We start from the raw sequence: 15781 nt of genomic DNA on the forward strand, positions 1-15781 counted from the left end.
AAAAACCCGCCGAAGCGGGTCTTTTTGTCTATCGCGTCACAACTCAGGCGAGTTCGGCGAAGCACTCTTCGATGATCGCCAGGCCTTTGTCCAGTTGCTCATCCGGCGAGGTCAGCGGGACCAGCACGCGCAGTACGTTGCCGTAGGTGCCGCAGGACAGCAGGATCAGCCCCTTGTCACGGGCCTTGGCCACGACCTGGGCCACAGCGGCCGCGTTCGGCTTGTGGCTGTCGCCGCCTTCGAACAGCTCGACCGCGATCATCGCGCCCAGGGCACGCACTTCGCCGATCACCGGGTATTTGGCCTGAATCGCCTTCAGACCGGTTACCAGGCGCTCGCCGACCGCTTTGCAGCGATCCAGCAGATGCTCTTCCTCGAACACTTCCATCACGGCCAGGGCCGCGGCACAAGCGATCGGGCTACCGGCGTAGGTGCCGCCCAGGCCGCCTGGAGCGATGGCGTCCATGTATTCGGCCTTGCCGCAGACACCGGCCAGAGGGAAACCACCGGCGATGGACTTGGCGAAGGTGGTCAGGTCGGCCGCGACGCCCATCTGTTCCATGGCGAAGAAGGTCCCGGTACGACCGGCACCGGTCTGCACTTCGTCGGCGATCAGCAGGATGCCGTGCTGGTCGCACAGGGCGCGCAGGCGCTTCATGAATTCTTTTGGCGCGACGTAGAAACCGCCTTCGCCCTGTACCGGCTCGATGATGATCGCGGCGATATCACGGGGCTCGGCGTCGTTCTTGAAGATGCGCTCGATGCTGGCGATGGAGTCGTCGATGCTCACGCCGTGCAGCTCGTTCGGGTACAGCGCGCGGAAGATGCCGCCTGGCATCAGGCCCATGCCGGCCGAATAAGGCACGACTTTGCCGGTCAGGCCCAGGGTCATCATGGTGCGACCGTGGTAGGCGCCGGTGAAGGCGATCACGCCGGCACGGCCGGTGGCGGCCCGGGCGATCTTCACGGCGTTCTCGACCGCTTCGGAACCGGTGGTGACCAGCAGGGTTTTCTTGGCGAAATCACCCGGGACCTTGGCGTTCACTTTCTCGCACAGTTCTACGTAGGGTTCGTAGGCCAGGACCTGGAAGCAGGTGTGGGTCAGCTTGTTCAGCTGTGCGGTCACGGCGGCGATGATTTTCGGATGCACGTGGCCGGTGTTCAGCACGGCGATACCGCCGGCGAAGTCGATGAACTCACGACCTTCGACGTCGGTCACGGTGGCATTCTTCGCCGACTCGGCGAAGATCGGGTGGATCTGGCCGACGCCGCGTGGAACAGCGGCCTGGCGGCGTTGCATCAAGGATTCGTTGGTCTTGCTCATGGTGTCCTCATTCACCGCTCATCGGGCGGCGTGGTTCAAGGAATGCATGGCGGGGAGGCAACTACGGCAGCATGCGATGATCGACTGCCACAGCTTTCCCGGCCACAGAGAAAATTCCGTTTGAAGCACACAAGGGGACAGCGCTCTCGTGCCCCTTGTGTTTGAAGCGATCCCCGACCGGGCTCAGATGCCCAGGCAGAGGTATTTGATTTCCAGGTAGTCTTCGATGCCGTACTTGGAGCCTTCACGGCCCAGGCCCGACGCCTTGATGCCGCCGAACGGCGCGACTTCGTTGGAGATCAGCCCGGTGTTGACGCCGACCATGCCGTATTCCAGGGCCTCGGCCACACGGAACACGCGGCCCAGGTCACGGGCATAGAAGTACGAAGCCAGGCCGAACTCGGTGTCGTTGGACATCGCGATGACTTCGGCTTCGTCCTTGAAGCGGAACAGCGGCGCCAGAGGACCGAAGGTTTCTTCCTTGGCCACGGCGGCATCCTTGGAGACATTGACCAGGATGGTCGGCTCGAAGAAGTTGCCTTCGATGGACTTGCCGCCGGCCAGCAGGGTCGCGCCTTTGCTCAGGGCGTCGGCGATATGTTCCTGGACCTTGGCCACGGCTTTCTCGTCGATCAGCGGACCGGTGGTGGTGCCTTCTTCCAGACCGTTGCCGATCTTGAGCTTGGCGACGGCCACTTTCAGCTTCTCGGCGAACGCATCGTAGACCGCGTCCTGGATGTACAGGCGGTTGGCGCAGACGCAGGTCTGGCCGTTGTTGCGGTACTTGGAAATGATCGCGCCTTCGACGGCCTTGTCCAGGTCAGCGTCGTCGAACACGATGAACGGGGCGTTGCCGCCCAGCTCCAGGGAGACTTTCTTGATGTCCTTGGCGCACTCGGCCATCAGCTGGCGACCGATCTCGGTCGAACCGGTGAAGGACAGCTTGCGCACGATCGGGTTGCTGGTCAGCTCGCTGCCGATATCGCCGGCGCTGCCGGACACCACGCTGAACACGCCTTTCGGAATGCCGGCGCGCTGGGCCAGTTCCGCCAGGGCGAAGGCCGAGAACGGGGTCTGCGAAGCGGGCTTGAGCACCATGGTGCAACCGGCGGCCAGGGCCGGGCCGGCTTTACGGGTGATCATCGCGGCCGGGAAGTTCCACGGGGTGATGGCGGCGGTCACGCCGATCGGCTGCTTGATCACGATCAGGCGCTTGTCCGGCTGGTGACCCGGGATCACATCGCCATAGACACGCTTGGCTTCTTCGGCGAACCACTCGATGAACGACGCGGCATAGACGATTTCGCCCTTGGCTTCGGCCAATGGCTTGCCTTGTTCGAGGGTCATCAGGCGGGCCAGGTCGTCCTGGTTCTCGATCATCAGTTCGAACCAGCGACGCAGTTTGTTCGAACGCTCCTTGGCGGTCAGGGCACGCCAGGCCGGCAGGGCCTTGTCAGCGGCTTCGATAGCACGACGGGTTTCGGCAGCGCCCATTTTCGGCACGGTGCCCAGGATTTCGCCCGTGGCCGGGTTGTTGACCTTGATCGTCTGACCATTGTCCGCGTCGACCCAGGCCCCATCGATAAAGGCTTGCTGGCGGAACAACTGGCTGTCTTTGAGCTGCATGTAGGCTTTCCTTAACAGCACCGCGCATGCGCGGAGCGAATTATTGATTGTAGAAAGGCGCCTTGGTGGCTGCCGTCAGGAAATTCATTCACCGGGCCGAAGCACATAAATAGCGCACATGAGATGGATGTGCGGTTCAGCACCCAGACAAGAGCGTTTGAAATCTCAAACGAATCCTAGGATCAATGGGGGTAAAGGACAATAGTCTGTTCGAAAAAAAGAACGAAAATGCCGCGTTTGCGGGGTTTTTCTGATCAACGTAGACCTTGGGGCTTCGCGATGCCGTTCGACATCGCGAAGTGGCAAGCGTCGCTCAGGACTTGAACGAATTGAGCACCGTCAGCAGGCTGGTGAGATTGTCCGCCACCCCGCCTTGCGCCACCTTCTCGGTGGCCTGCGCGCTGGAGGCGGTATCCTCGCTGTAGATCTGCATCACCCCCTGGTTGGTGGCGGCCTGGGCTTCAGCGTTCTGCTGTTGCTGATCCTCGACGGCGTTTTCGAACACGATGCCGGTGGAGTGGGCCGCGGTTTGATAGAGATTGCCCAGCGCCGCGGCGGGGGCTTCGCCGACGACCTTGACGTTGCTCTGGGTCACGGCATCGGTGATTTGCTCATTGACGGTAGCCATACCTTAACTTCCTTTGTCAGTACGAATACGTGCCGGGTTCGGGGGACAAGCGAAGACCAGGCGCCGGATCGGCACGCACAACCGGCGTCACCCGAGGGTGATCCCGGATCCGTGGAGCGTCAATGCCTGCCGGACGGACTGCGCGGAGCGAGACGGGCCGGGGGGTACGCAAGTGAAACCCCACAAAGGGAATTTCCCGACAAAACCCGAATGGACGCCCCGAGCCGACATGGGTATGATGTCGCCCGCATAAGCACCAGTAGCTCAGCTGGATAGAGTACTGCCCTCCGAAGGCAGGGGTCGTGGGTTCGAATCCCGCCTGGTGCACCATCTGCAAATAAAATGCCCCGAATCGTTGATCCGGGGCATTTTTGTTTTTGGGTCTGGTCCATGATCAGGCACTACGAGCCACAACCATCACCCTAGACCGCCCGAGTAAAAAACACCGTGATCAACCCGGTGTCCGTCGAGCGCTGCAAGCCCGCGATGATTTTCACCAGGCGCCCCTCGTTCATCGCTTCCTTGACCGGCTTGAGCACCGCGCGCTGGCCCAGGGGCCTGAACTCGAAATGCCGGTTGAACCAGTCATCCGACAATTGCCGGGGCCCCGCCTGGTAGCGGGTCAGGGGCACCGAGCGCTTGTCGGTCCATTTGAGCATGACGTAGTAGAGGTGGTTGGAGCCGGGGTGGGTACAGTACAGGTTGACCGTATTGAAGGACTGGGATTTCGGGATCTCGTTCACGACAAAGCCATGACGGCGCAGGATGCCGATGACGGCGGTCTCGCTGTTCGAGGCCAGCTCGGCAATGCGCGCCGGCCCCCGGGCATCGAACAACCGTGGATCGACGGCCTGGAGCGGTTCGAAGTCCAGGCGGGAAAACCCCACCGAGTCGGTCGCGCGACCGATGGAAAAGTGGGTCCGCCCCAGGGCCTGGGCATCGAGCTCGCGCAACAGCACGTCCATGTGCACGCCCCGCAGGCTCCAGGCTTCCTGCGTGCGCTTGAGCGCGACCATGCGGCTCGCCGTGACCGACCTGTAGGCGACATCGCTGCGCTCGATCAGTCGGTTGATCGTCCTCTGCAGGCTGATCGGCGTCATGCCCCGCAGCGGCTGCGCCAGGGACTGTTCCATCGGCTCGCCGAACAGGGCGGCACGCACCGTCCAGGTTTGGCTGGGCGGGTCAAACGTGGCCGGTATCGGCTGCTCGTCCAGATGGCTCCACCAGTGGCTGAAATCGATTCGGGCCAGAGCGGCCGACGGACCGGGGCGCTTCAGGAAGACGATATCGGGATGAACCTGCGAACCGTCGGGCAGCAGCTCGAAATAGCGCCCGTCCAGTTTCAGCAGGCGCCCCATGTCGGCCCCCCGTCTCGTATAGATCCCCCGGCTCGCCGACAGCTCCACGAGCTGTTCGTTTTCCAGGAGCAATCCCCGTATCGCCCAATCCGCAGGTAACAAGGCCGGTCGACGGGTCATCCACTCCAGTTGCAGCACCGGGGCGGCGGCAGGCTGCGACGGCGCGGGCGGTGTCCAGGGTTGCCACATCGCGCGACTGGGACCCGGCTGCGGCTCGGGCACATCGGCACGCAACAGGTATTCACCCGGTTCGTGGATGTGCAGGATCAGTTCATTGTCCTGCGTGGCGGTTTTCTTCAGGCGCAGGCTGCTTTCGCCCTTGGCCTGGTAGACCTCGTAGCGCTTGCTGCCATCGGTGATGAACTGCACCCCGTTCTTCACGTAGCTGCCGGCATTGGTCGGGCCGTGCAGGGCCACGGCGTCATCCCCGGCGATGTTCGCTTCGTAGCCCGGCAGAATCGGCCGGGGCCTGGCAGAACGGTCGAGTTTTTTCAGGGCCATCGCGCCCTTGTGGGAAAGGGCCTGGCGCTGGGACAGGCTCTTCAGCGCCGCGCGCGGCCAGAGCCCCTGGCCGACCCTCGCCGGCCGGGTGGCCAGGCCGGCGGGAAAGAACGTCAGGGCAGCGTCGACCAACGTCATGTGCGCGACCTTGAACAGTTCCAGGGCATCGCGTGGATCGCCGCTGCGATGAAACCGGCGCAAGGCCACGGCCGTCTCGTAGGCATTGACCGCGACACTGACCACGGGCACCACCGACAACACCCGGCGCCAGTAGGCCGAGCGCTCTTCGCGTTCACGCAGCTCGCGCAACTGCGCCAGTTGCCGATTGGAGTTCGAGACCGACCGGGCACGTTGCTGCGCCCGCAGGACAAAGGCATGCGCCAGGAGCAGCGACAGATCGCAACGCTCGGTTTTCACCAGCCGCAACCAGTGCCCGGGATTTTCCGCGATCTCGCGCCGTACCTCCTTTTCCAGCGCGGCGGAATCCGGCATGGGGGATTCCGGCTCGCTCGTCCACCAGCTCCTGATGACCTTGAGCAACGTGGTGGACCTGGCCGCGACAACCGGCGTGGCTGCCGCGGATTGCAGGACCAGCGCAGCTCCGTCACCCCGCAGGGAGGCCAGTCGCGGCGAATACGCCCCCTGTTCCGCCGGATAACCCTCGACCACCTCCCGGTCCCAGCCCGCCGCCAGGCGCTGCACGATATCCGCCACCCGCTGCGACGCCTGCTCGGTCTTGACCAGCGCCCGTTGCGCCGCCGCCAGATCGGCGTGTTCGGTCAGCACCTGCTCATGGGGAGCCCCCGGCAGGTAGACCAGGGTTTTCCCGGAAATCCTGTCATGGATCGCCACCGCGTTGCCCACATGCCGCGCCCGGGCAAACGCCCGACCGGCGAAGGTAACCCGATGCAATTCGAGGTCCAGGCGCGCGGTCCGCAAGTCCACGGCGAACTCGGCGTTCAGGGCCACCTCGAAGGCCTCGGCCGCCCAGTCGCCGAGCCCTTGTTGCCGGGCACTGAACAACTCCATCGCGGCGCGTTGCCTGACCAGGCGGTACAACAGCGCGCGGTCGAATGCCCGGGGCTGTTCGCGCCGGGGATCCTCCACGCCGTAGAAAGCCCGCTGGATCAGGCTGTCGTACTGGCCGCCAAGGTCGAGGGCGGAAATCGTCGCGATCAGGTAATCGGGGGTCAGGCGCTGCTGCCAGGCGGGGTCCAGGAGCCGCCCGTGTTGCAGGCGCCGGCGGCTACCCATGGATTGCGGATCGAGGTTCTCCAGGGCCAGGCGCAGCAGGCTGTAGGTATGTCGCGTGTCGCTGACCACGGTCTTCGGGCCCGACTCGCCCACTACGCGCTCGGGGTGACCGGCCCACACCCGCTCGACGCTGTCGGGAAGATCGAACAGCGGTTTGTCGATATCCAGCCCCGGATACCAGCCGTCCTGCCTGAGCCGCTCGATGAGTTTTCCCCGGGCGAAGTCATCCAGGTCCGGCAGTTGCCGTTCCAGCTTGAGCTCCAGGGCCTGCACGCTGTTCTGGTAGCGCGCCAGCCGCCGCGCATACTGCTGGCGCGTCGACCGGGACGCCCCGGACAACCAGGCGGGCAGGCCCTGCGCCTGCACCGCGCCGAGTTGCAGTGCGGCCAGGTTGTCTAGCGCCCGTTCCCGGGCGTCGTGGCCGGGCACCGCGAGGTTTTGCGCCAGCTCATCGGCCAGCCATTGCAGGGAGCCGGGCGCATCGGCGACTTGCGAAAAAGGACGCAGGCCGCCCTCGACCGCCCGGCAGACCCGCAGGTAAGCCTGGATCTGTTGCTGGAGCCCGTGCTGCAAGGCATCCGCGACAATGGGCAGGTAATGCACGGCCAGCCGCTCGCCGGCCGGCAGGCTGCGCACCCAGCGCCGCGCATCGCCACGCTGGTCCCGGGCAATCAGCGGCCAGAGGCTGTCACATTCCGGACTGAGCAGGGTGATGCCCAGCCGTTGCGCCAGGCTGTCCAGGCTGATGAAGCGTTGCAGACCGCCCTGGCGTCCCGGCACGAACAGCAGCGCCGAGGTGCTCACGCGCCGATCCGCCAGGGCCTGGCGGGTACTGATGACACAGGCCCCCGTCAGCAGCCAGGGCGAGTCGTCGGGCCCCACGGCGATACCGACGATCCGTGTATCGCTGGCCACCCGCCCGGGTGGCGCTTGCGGCAGCACATCGAGGATCCGCTCCAGTTCCTTCTGATCCAGCAGTCCGAGCCGGTGTTGAATCCGTGCCTCGTACAACAGTGCCTGGCAGCGCCCCTTGAGCCATTTTTCGCCAAGATCGTTGCCCTTCCCGTCCGCCTGCCAGAACCCGGCTCGCGACCAGTCCTGCCGGTCCCGCAGCAGCGCCTGGAGGTCGGCCGCCTGTTGTCGCCAGCGCTCGTGATCCCCCAGCAACTCGTTATAGACCGGACTGTCGCGCCCGGGGCCCGGTTCATCCAGCAGCTTTAGGAGTCCACGCTCCTGCTGGCGCAGCTTGCTCTGGCGCAGGCGCACGGGAAGGTCCATGGCCAGGCTGCCGAAGGTGATCTCGAGCATCCGGCGGTGCTCGTCGCGCAGCAGCCGTTGCGCCAGCGCCGTCCTCACCGCCGGCAGGCCGGTCAGGGCGGTGCGCGATTCCTGCATGGCTTCCACCGCCTGCAGTGGCGTCAGGCGCGCGGCATCGGCCAGGCCCTCGGGCAACATGTATGCGCTATTGAGCAGCAAGGCGGCGGCCCATTCGTTGGCCAGTTGGGTCTCCAGCCGGCTCAGGGCGCTGTGGGCGAAGGCATCGCCGGCGAGCGCCGCGCTGTCCTGGAAATGGTAAGGCAGGGCCGGTCGCGCGCCCTGGGGAAACAGGCGATGACGCTCCTGCAACGCCAGCAACTGCCAGGGTCGGTAATTGCCCGGAGCATTGAGCACTTCCGGAAGCCGGCGGTGCATTTCAGCCGGATCGGCGAACTCGAAGAACTCCACGGGCGCACCGGGCACGAAGACCACCTGCCTGCCCCGCCGGACACTGCCGGTCCCGTGCAGGTGCAGGCTGCCGCTCAGGGCCAGCGTCGCCTGGCCTTCCGCCGGCCAGACCAGCTCCGAGACCATGAGCCGCGCCCAGCGGTCGCCGGCCAGCGTCCGTGCCTCGGGGGTCGGGGCATCCAGCAGCCCCATCAGCATATTGACCGCGCCAGCGGACAAACCGCCGAGGCCATAGGCCAACAGGACCTTGTCGTGGAACAACAGCTTGTGCAGTTCGATCAGGCGCTCCCGGCGCGACAGGTTGCTGTCATACGCCGGCTGCTCCCAGTAGCTGCGCAGGGCCGTATCGATACGGGAAGACAGCCCCAGGGACTTCAGGTGCGCCAGCACCTGCCCGGGGTCCAGTTGCAGGGCATTGTCCGGCTCGCCGACCAGGCCCAGGCGCACACCAAGGCCCGAGCCCAGGGACAGGAACGGATTGCGCAACAGCGACATGGCGACCTGTGCCAGGGTCCGCGCCAACTGCCCGTCGCCACAACGCAGTGGCGGGATGAACAGGAGCCGATGCGGATCATGCCCGAAGGCTTCGCTCAGGAGCCGCTGGAGCACGTCGCCGATCCGTGGCGCCCGCTCGAAAAGCCGCTTGAGTCGATATTGGCTGTCGAGTCCGCGCACCAGCGCCGCCTGGAGCCGGTTGAGCAGCAGGCTGGGGCGTTTCGACAGGGCGAGACGCTCGGCGAGTTGCTTGCCGAAGTGCTCCAGCGCCGCCTCGGGGGCGGACAGGGCAGGAGCTTCAACGCCGTTGGCCGGTTCCTGTAAGACCGTGTTCATGGGCATTCCCCTTTTCCATGGAAAAAGGAGAAAGCCTAGAGCCCGGCCCGGCATGCCCAGGCACTAGATAATTAACCACCAGCGGTGATCGCGGCCTGGAACGTTTTCACTCGGCCTTGCCATCATCGTCCGACGGCAGGCGGATCACCCGCGGATGGGCCGGCGGCGCCAGTGGCGGCGGTTGCTCCTGCGGCTCGACCCGGTACAGGTGCGTGATCACTTCGCTGACCCCACCATGTTCGTCGTTGTGCACGATCATCGTCGCCGACTGGCGCATCCGGGCGAAGTTCTCGCCGCTCAGCTTGAAGCTGCGGCTCAAGCCCTCGTCCCCCACCACCGGCGGAGCCAGGCGACGCTGGGCATAACCACGGCTCTTGCGCTGCTGATAACGCGCCCAGGCGATCAGCACCGCCGCGTTCAACAGGCCGATCCACAGATAGATCTGCAAGGTGTTCAGTGCTTCGAAGAACGAAATGTCGATCCGCGGCCCGGCATGCCCGTCGAGCAACGGCCACAAGCCCTGGATCAGCAGGTACAGCAGGCCGATCCAGGCCAGCAGGGTCAGCACCGCGTCGACGATCATCATGAAAGGCCGCTGGCGGGTTCGGAGGATTTTCATGAGCGCACCTTCTGCTCGTCGTCGACAGGCTTGATCCCCCGGTCCGGACTGACCCAGCGGGCTCGCCTGCCGCCCTGGCCGAACAACACCCGGGGAAAGCTGACCAGGGTGGTGAAGAAGCTGATGAACCAGAACACCAGCGGGTACCAGACCACCCAGAACATGACTTTCCACAGGTCCCGTTCATAGCGGCGGTCAATCAGCACGCTGACCGCGAACTGCCCCAGGCAGACCATCGCCAGCAACAGCCCGGTAAAGGATGGTGGCAGGATACGATGCACGGCGATCGGGGCCGGCATCTCGATAAACAGGCCCATGCAATAGAAGATGATCGACAGCAGGAAGGTAAACGCCCAGCCGGTCGACAGGCAGTATTCGAACAACAGCGGCCACAGGTAACGGTGACGCCACTGCCAGATGCCGCGGATATTCTTGAACAGCACCTCCGCGCCGCCCTGGGCCCAGCGCAGCCGCTGCTTCCACAGCCCGCGCAGGGTCTCCGGCATGAGGATCCAGCACAGCGCCCGGGGCTCGTAGAAAACGCTCCAGTGATCCAGTTGCAGCTTCCAGCTGATGTCGATGTCTTCGGTGATCATGTCCGGGCTCCAGTAGCCCACCCGGTCCAGCGCCGTGCGACGGAAGGCACAGACCACGCCGGAGACGGTGAAGATCCGCCCGAAGACCCGCTGCGTACGCTTGATCAAACCGATGATCGAGGAGAACTCGCCGACCTGGACCCGGCCGATCAGGGTCGAGCGGGTACGGATCCGCGGGTTGCCGGTGACCGCCCCCAGGCGGGCGTTATGCAGCAGCGGCGCCACCAGGTAGGCCGCCGTGTGCGGCGCCAGCAGGGCATCGCCGTCGATGCACACCAGGTACTCGCTGCGGGCCGCCACCGCGCCCATGCTCAAGGCCACCGCCTTGCCCTGGTTCTGCGCCAGGTGGATCACCCGCAGGCGCGGGTCCTGCTGCGCCAGGTCATCGAGCAACTGCCCGGTGTTGTCGCTGGAACCGTCATTGATGGCGATCACTTCGATATTCGGGTAGTGCTGGGCCAGCGCCGCCTCGATGGTCTCGCCGACGTTGTCACCTTCGTTGAAGCAGGGGATCAGGATCGAGATCAGCGGCTCGCCGGGCAGCGGCGGTGGCAGGGTGTCGGCTTCCCAGGGCCAGCGCCGCTCCCAGTGCAGCCAGAAGTACAAGCCGCCGGCCATCCACAACCCCGACATGAACAACGGGTAGAAGAACACGAAGTCCATCAGGAATTGCCCGGTGACCAGGAAAATCACGCCCAGGGGAAACCCCAGGACGAGCGCCAGGACGATCAGTGCCAGGATGCGATCCATCATGATCTAAGGATTCCACTTGTTGGAAAGTGCGGGGCGCACGGTTTTCAGGTCCGGACTGTTTTCGAGGAAATTGTCCGGGTAGTAACCGAAACTGGTCGCGCCCTTGCGCTTGATCCGTGCCATCCAGTCCGCCAGTTGCTCGCCGTCGATGTCCGTCGCCGGTTTCTGCCGCCAGTCGCGGGCCTGCAACTCGAACACGGTGCGATCCAGGGCGCCCGGGCGTTGCCCGATCCGCTCGACCAGCTTTTCCAGCCAGTCGCCCGAATGGCTCTCGCTCTGGCCTTCCATCAACGGCATGGCCATCGGCGCGGTCCAGTCGTAACTGGTGAGGAAGTCATCGAGGTTCTGGGCGAACCAGGTCTCGCTCTGCGGGTCGATCACCGGCTCGGCGAACAGATTGCGCGCGGTCTGCACCTGCGGCCCGCGGATGGCACGGACCCTGGCGGTCAGTTCGTGGGTGAAATCGATCAGGTAACGGCTCTTGAAACGGGTCCAGCGCTGGAGTGTCGCCGGGTCGCCACGCAAAACCTCGACGCTACCCGGCAGGCCGTTGGCCGCATAGGCGCGCAGCGCCTGGGGGCTGGCGTCCTCGAAATCGGAGAGCACGGCGTCGTCGTGATAGAGGACGCCATCGACCGAGGTCAGCCGCGCCAGGTCCTCGTAGATCTCGCCGATCAGGCGGCGCACCTCGGGGTCGAAGGGCGACAGGCGCCGGTACTGCTCGGGATCCGGGGCCACGTGGCCGGTCGCCGGGTCCCAGCGGGTCACCCGGGGCAGCCTGGAATCCAGTGCGAAGCTGAGCACCGGCATCCAGGCGAACACCTCGACATGGGCGCGGGTACGCAGCTGCCAGGCGACACGGTCGAAGATATCCGCGCGGACCGGCAGGTGCCGGTTGGGAAAATACAGCTCGCGTGCCAGGCCATCGCCCTCGGGGTCGGCGAAGGCTTGCAGAAAGACGGTATTGGCGCCGATGTCGGAAATGCGCTGGACCAGCTTGTCGAGGTTGATTTCCTGACGGACCGGATCCGCGTCATAGACGTTATCCAGGTCGACATGCACCACGCGCTTGGGCGAGCGCGTCTGCACCGCGACGAGGCTGCTGGCGTAGTGCTCGCCATCGGGATCCGAGGCCACCAGGAACCGCGGACTGCTCATCAGCCTGTCGACGCTGTCGAGCCCGTCATCCAGGGTCAGCGCCATCTTGTAGCCCTGGCCGTCGATCACCTTCAGCGCCGTACCGTCGGCGACACCGTAGGGCCAGACCCAGACCCGTGGGGCGTAGCCGGTGACCGCACGGATCTTGTTCGAAATCGCCACCACGTCAGCGCGCATGCGGGCCTGGAAGTCGGCTTCGCTTTCATACCGGCCGGTGCTGGCATCGTAGCGCCGCGTGGCCGCCGCCGGTTGCTGGTTGCCTTGCGGGTTGGCGACGATGCCCAGGTGGCTGGCGTCCGTATGGGCGGCGATCTCGACCAGCCCCGAGGCGGAAATCTCCTTGATCTGGGCCCAGGTCAGGAACTGCGAACGCGGACGCAGCTCGCCGGCGAAGTTCACCGGCTGACCCGCCGGCGTGTCGATCCAGGTCCCAACCGGTGCCAGCAACGCCGGCCAGCGGTAGCTGCGCAGGACCGGCATTACGCGGGTGTAGAAACTCGCGTAGCCGTCGTCGAAGCTCAACAGCACCGCCTTGGCGGGCAGCTCCGGTCCGCCGCCGCGCGCCGCGAGGATCTGGTCGACGCTGACCGGCCGATAGCCGTTTTCCCGCAACCACGCCAATTGTTCGAGCAGTCGCTCGGTGCGCACGGCCACCACCGCCTGATCCGGGTCACGGTCCTCGACATCGTGATAAGCGATGCCCAGCACATGGTTCTTCGGCCAGGGTGCCTCATTGGCCGGCAGCGGGCGCTGCGCCGGCGCGGTGAAGGTCGCGGGAGTCTGGGCGCAGGCGCCGAGCAGCAACGCTCCCAGGAGAAGCAGGCAACGCATGATCAAAGGCATCATCCATCTCTTCTAGAAGCGATAAGTAAGGTCGACGGTCAGACGAAGGTCGCGTTCCCGATCCCCGTCGTACGGTCGGCTGAGCCAACTCACCAGCGCACCGGCGTCAAGGACATCGTTCCAGCTCACGCGCTGGCCGTAGCCCAACAGGGCCATGGCGTCAGTGGAGTGATCGCGCTGGCTGTAACTCCCCGCACCTACCTGGAACTGCTGGCTCCATACGGTTTCGTAGCGGTGGTAAAGGATGTGGTTGACGTTCACGGTCGGCAACACACTGAAGTCGGACTTGGGGTTGAAATAGGGGACGTCGTCACTTTTGGTGTTGTGGCTGGTACTGACTTCCAGACCCAGGTCCACTTGCACATGGGGCGCGCTATAGAGACCTTCGCGGCCGGTGAGCACGGTTTCGATGCGGCGGTTGCCGTCGCTGAAACGCGACGGGGTCACCGCCAGCTTCCATTCGCGGCTTTCATTGGCCCGCCAGCGCAGGAACGCGCTCGCCGAGTTGGCGCTGATACCGTTCTTCAGCGCGCGCAACGGCGTGGCCGCGGACAGGCGCTCGAGACTGCCGCCGTATTGCCAGTGATCGTCGATGTCGAGGGCGGCGGCCAGGCGCGCACCTATCTTGTTGCCCTCGCCGTAGGACTGGTTGGACACCTCGGCTTCCAGGGTCATGTCGCGGGTCCGCCGCTCCACCCCGAGCCGCTGCCAGCGGCGCTGGGCGTCGCCTTCGGTGAACTTGCCGAAGGCATACCCGGCACCGGCGAACAGTCGCCAGTCCTCATTGATCGGCGGGCTGTACAGCACCGTCTCGAGACCGTAGTCACGGCTACCGGTGACCGCCCCGGGCTCGCTGTCCGAGCCACCGCCGAAGCTCTTGCCGGTATAAGCCTCGACCCGCAGCTCAGCCATGTCATGGACGTCGCGCAGGCGTTGCAGGCGCTGCACCTGGCGGTTTTCCGGAAAGCGTTCGACCAGGTCGTCGGTCAGCGCATCGAGCTGGCGCCACTCCTGCAGATCGAGCGCCGTGTAGCCCTGGGCCACTTCCAGTCCGCGGTCCCTGGGGGCCAGGGCTTCGGTTTCCTTGTTCAGGTATTCGGCGCGACGCGGCCAGTCACGGGCCAGGTACATCTGCGCCATGGCCACGCGCAGCCCGATATTACCCGGCACCTGCTCGAACAATGCCTCCAGGCCTTGCTCGCTGTCCGGCACGGCGTTGTCGTAGAGCCCGACCTGGGCATTCAATTGCTGGGCATCCATCCACGAATCGCTGGGGTTGCCGATGGGCAACCCCTTGAGTTCGACGCGGGGCGACTCGTTTTTTGCCAACGTCTGCGCCACTTCACGGGCTTCTTGCGGCTTGTCGCTTTCGAGCAGGGCATAGAACAGGGCCGTGGTGTCATCGACCCGGTCGGCGGGGTCCGCGTCCGGCGCCGACAGCACCTGGCGATACAGTTGCGTGGCCGTCTCGGGCTGGCGCACATCGAGGTAGGACGCCGCCACCCAGCGCAGGGCATAGGTCGGGATCGTCACGCCTTCATCGATCAGTTTCTGGTATTCGACCAGCACCTCGGCACTGCGCGCCCGGGCCTTGAGCGCGCCCATGCGGTCGATGCGCCAGCGCACCACGTCATCGCGCGCATCGGGATTGGAGGCCCAATTGGCGAGCAGTTGCTCATAGTCGGCCAGCGCCCGGTCGGCGACGACGAAACGCTCGCGTTCACTGCGCGAGGCGAACTCCGCCAGACGCACGCGCTCGGCCGCCAGCTCGCCTTCGAGGCGCGCCACGGGCAGCGGCCCGATCAGTTGCGGATGGTTGCGGGCCAGGCGCAATGCCGGCTCGGGCAGGCGCGCACGTTCGAGGGCAAAGAGGTATTCGCGAGCCACCTCGGGGTTGTCCGATGCCCGGAGAAACGCCTGGTCGTACTCGAACAACGCGCCATAGCGGTCGCCTGCCCGGGTCAGCGCGTAGCCCAATGCCAGGCGCCGCGAAGGATCATCGGGCTGCCGGGCCACCAGCTCGCGGGCACGGCGCACGGCCTCTTGTGGGTCACCGCCATCGGCCTGGGTCACGGCCAGGCCCAGTTGCGCATCGAGGCTCTGCGGTTCACGGGTCAGCGCCAGGCGATACAGGCGTTCGGCGTCATCCCAGCGCTTGAGGTTGCGATACGCCCTTGCCGTGGCCGTCAGGGCCGGAACCGGCAGCGTACGGTGCGCGCCACTGGACTCGTAGACCGTCACCACCTCGCTGTCCAGGCCCGCCCAACCCGCTATCTGCAAGTGGTCGCTGACCTGGCCGGTGGTCTGTTGCCCGGCAGGCAGCTGGCGCAGTTGGCTCAGCGCGGGGGCATAGTCACCGTTCCGGGCCTGGCGGATCAGTTGGTCGTAGGACGCGTCGGCGCAGGCCAGGCCGCTCCAGAACAGTTGGCCGCACAGGGCCATCTGAATGAGCAGGCGAAGATCAACACGAGCAAAAGCAATCGCGGTACGCGGCATCTCGTCAACTTCCTTACGTGGCAACTAAAGCCCGTCGCGTCCAGAAAGCCGTTCTTGGATGATGCGCAT

The 15781-nt window shown here is 65.3% G+C and carries 8 protein-coding genes and 1 tRNA gene; 1 reads left to right on the forward strand and 8 read right to left on the reverse strand.

The window, feature by feature from the left end; genetic code table 11:
- Positions 1-43: 43 nt before the first annotated feature.
- The 3 genes from gabT to HX881_RS07495 all read right to left on the reverse strand — a co-directional run bounded on the left by gabT (position 44) and on the right by HX881_RS07495 (position 3578).
- Positions 44-1324, reverse strand: a complete 1281-nt coding sequence (gabT, locus tag HX881_RS07485) for a 4-aminobutyrate--2-oxoglutarate transaminase (RefSeq protein ID WP_177083740.1) — start codon at positions 1322-1324, stop codon at positions 44-46.
- A 183-nt stretch (positions 1325-1507) separates the two neighbouring features.
- Positions 1508-2950 carry an NADP-dependent succinate-semialdehyde dehydrogenase gene (gabD, locus tag HX881_RS07490; protein ID WP_177083741.1) on the reverse strand — a complete coding sequence of 481 codons (1443 nt, stop codon included), beginning with the start codon at positions 2948-2950 and terminating at the stop codon, positions 1508-1510.
- Between the two features lie 313 nt (positions 2951-3263).
- On the reverse strand, positions 3264-3578 hold the full coding sequence (locus HX881_RS07495) for a RebB family R body protein (protein ID WP_017124753.1): 315 nt from the start codon (positions 3576-3578) through the stop codon (positions 3264-3266).
- Positions 3579-3831: 253 nt separating this feature from the next.
- Here HX881_RS07495 and HX881_RS07500 point away from each other — a divergent pair.
- A tRNA-Arg gene (locus tag HX881_RS07500) sits at positions 3832-3908 on the forward strand.
- 92 nt (positions 3909-4000) lie between these two features.
- Here the strand turns inward: HX881_RS07500 and HX881_RS07505 are convergent.
- From HX881_RS07505 to pgaA, 5 genes are all read right to left on the reverse strand, one after another.
- Positions 4001-9247 (reverse strand): dermonecrotic toxin domain-containing protein, encoded by a 5247-nt coding sequence (locus tag HX881_RS07505; RefSeq protein ID WP_177083742.1) that lies wholly within the window; start codon positions 9245-9247, stop codon positions 4001-4003.
- A gap of 106 nt (positions 9248-9353) precedes the next feature.
- Positions 9354-9866 carry a poly-beta-1,6-N-acetyl-D-glucosamine biosynthesis protein PgaD gene (gene pgaD, locus HX881_RS07510; protein WP_017124755.1) on the reverse strand — a complete coding sequence of 171 codons (513 nt, stop codon included), beginning with the start codon at positions 9864-9866 and terminating at the stop codon, positions 9354-9356.
- The gene (gene pgaC, locus HX881_RS07515; protein WP_177083743.1) at positions 9863-11215 is read right to left on the reverse strand and encodes a poly-beta-1,6-N-acetyl-D-glucosamine synthase; all 1353 of its coding nucleotides are present in this window, start codon (positions 11213-11215) and stop codon (positions 9863-9865) included. Before pgaC ends, pgaD begins: the two co-directional genes overlap by 4 nt.
- Positions 11216-11218: 3 nt before the next feature.
- A complete protein-coding gene (gene pgaB / locus HX881_RS07520) occupies positions 11219-13216 on the reverse strand; it encodes a poly-beta-1,6-N-acetyl-D-glucosamine N-deacetylase PgaB (RefSeq protein ID WP_177083744.1) in 1998 nt (665 codons plus the stop codon).
- A 12-nt stretch (positions 13217-13228) separates the two neighbouring features.
- On the reverse strand, positions 13229-15712 hold the full coding sequence (pgaA, locus tag HX881_RS07525; protein ID WP_177083751.1) for a poly-beta-1,6 N-acetyl-D-glucosamine export porin PgaA: 2484 nt from the start codon (positions 15710-15712) through the stop codon (positions 13229-13231).
- Between the last annotated feature and the right edge of the window lie 69 nt (positions 15713-15781).

This window comes from Pseudomonas gingeri (assembly GCF_013386115.1).
Classification (GTDB): domain Bacteria; phylum Pseudomonadota; class Gammaproteobacteria; order Pseudomonadales; family Pseudomonadaceae; genus Aquipseudomonas; species Aquipseudomonas gingeri.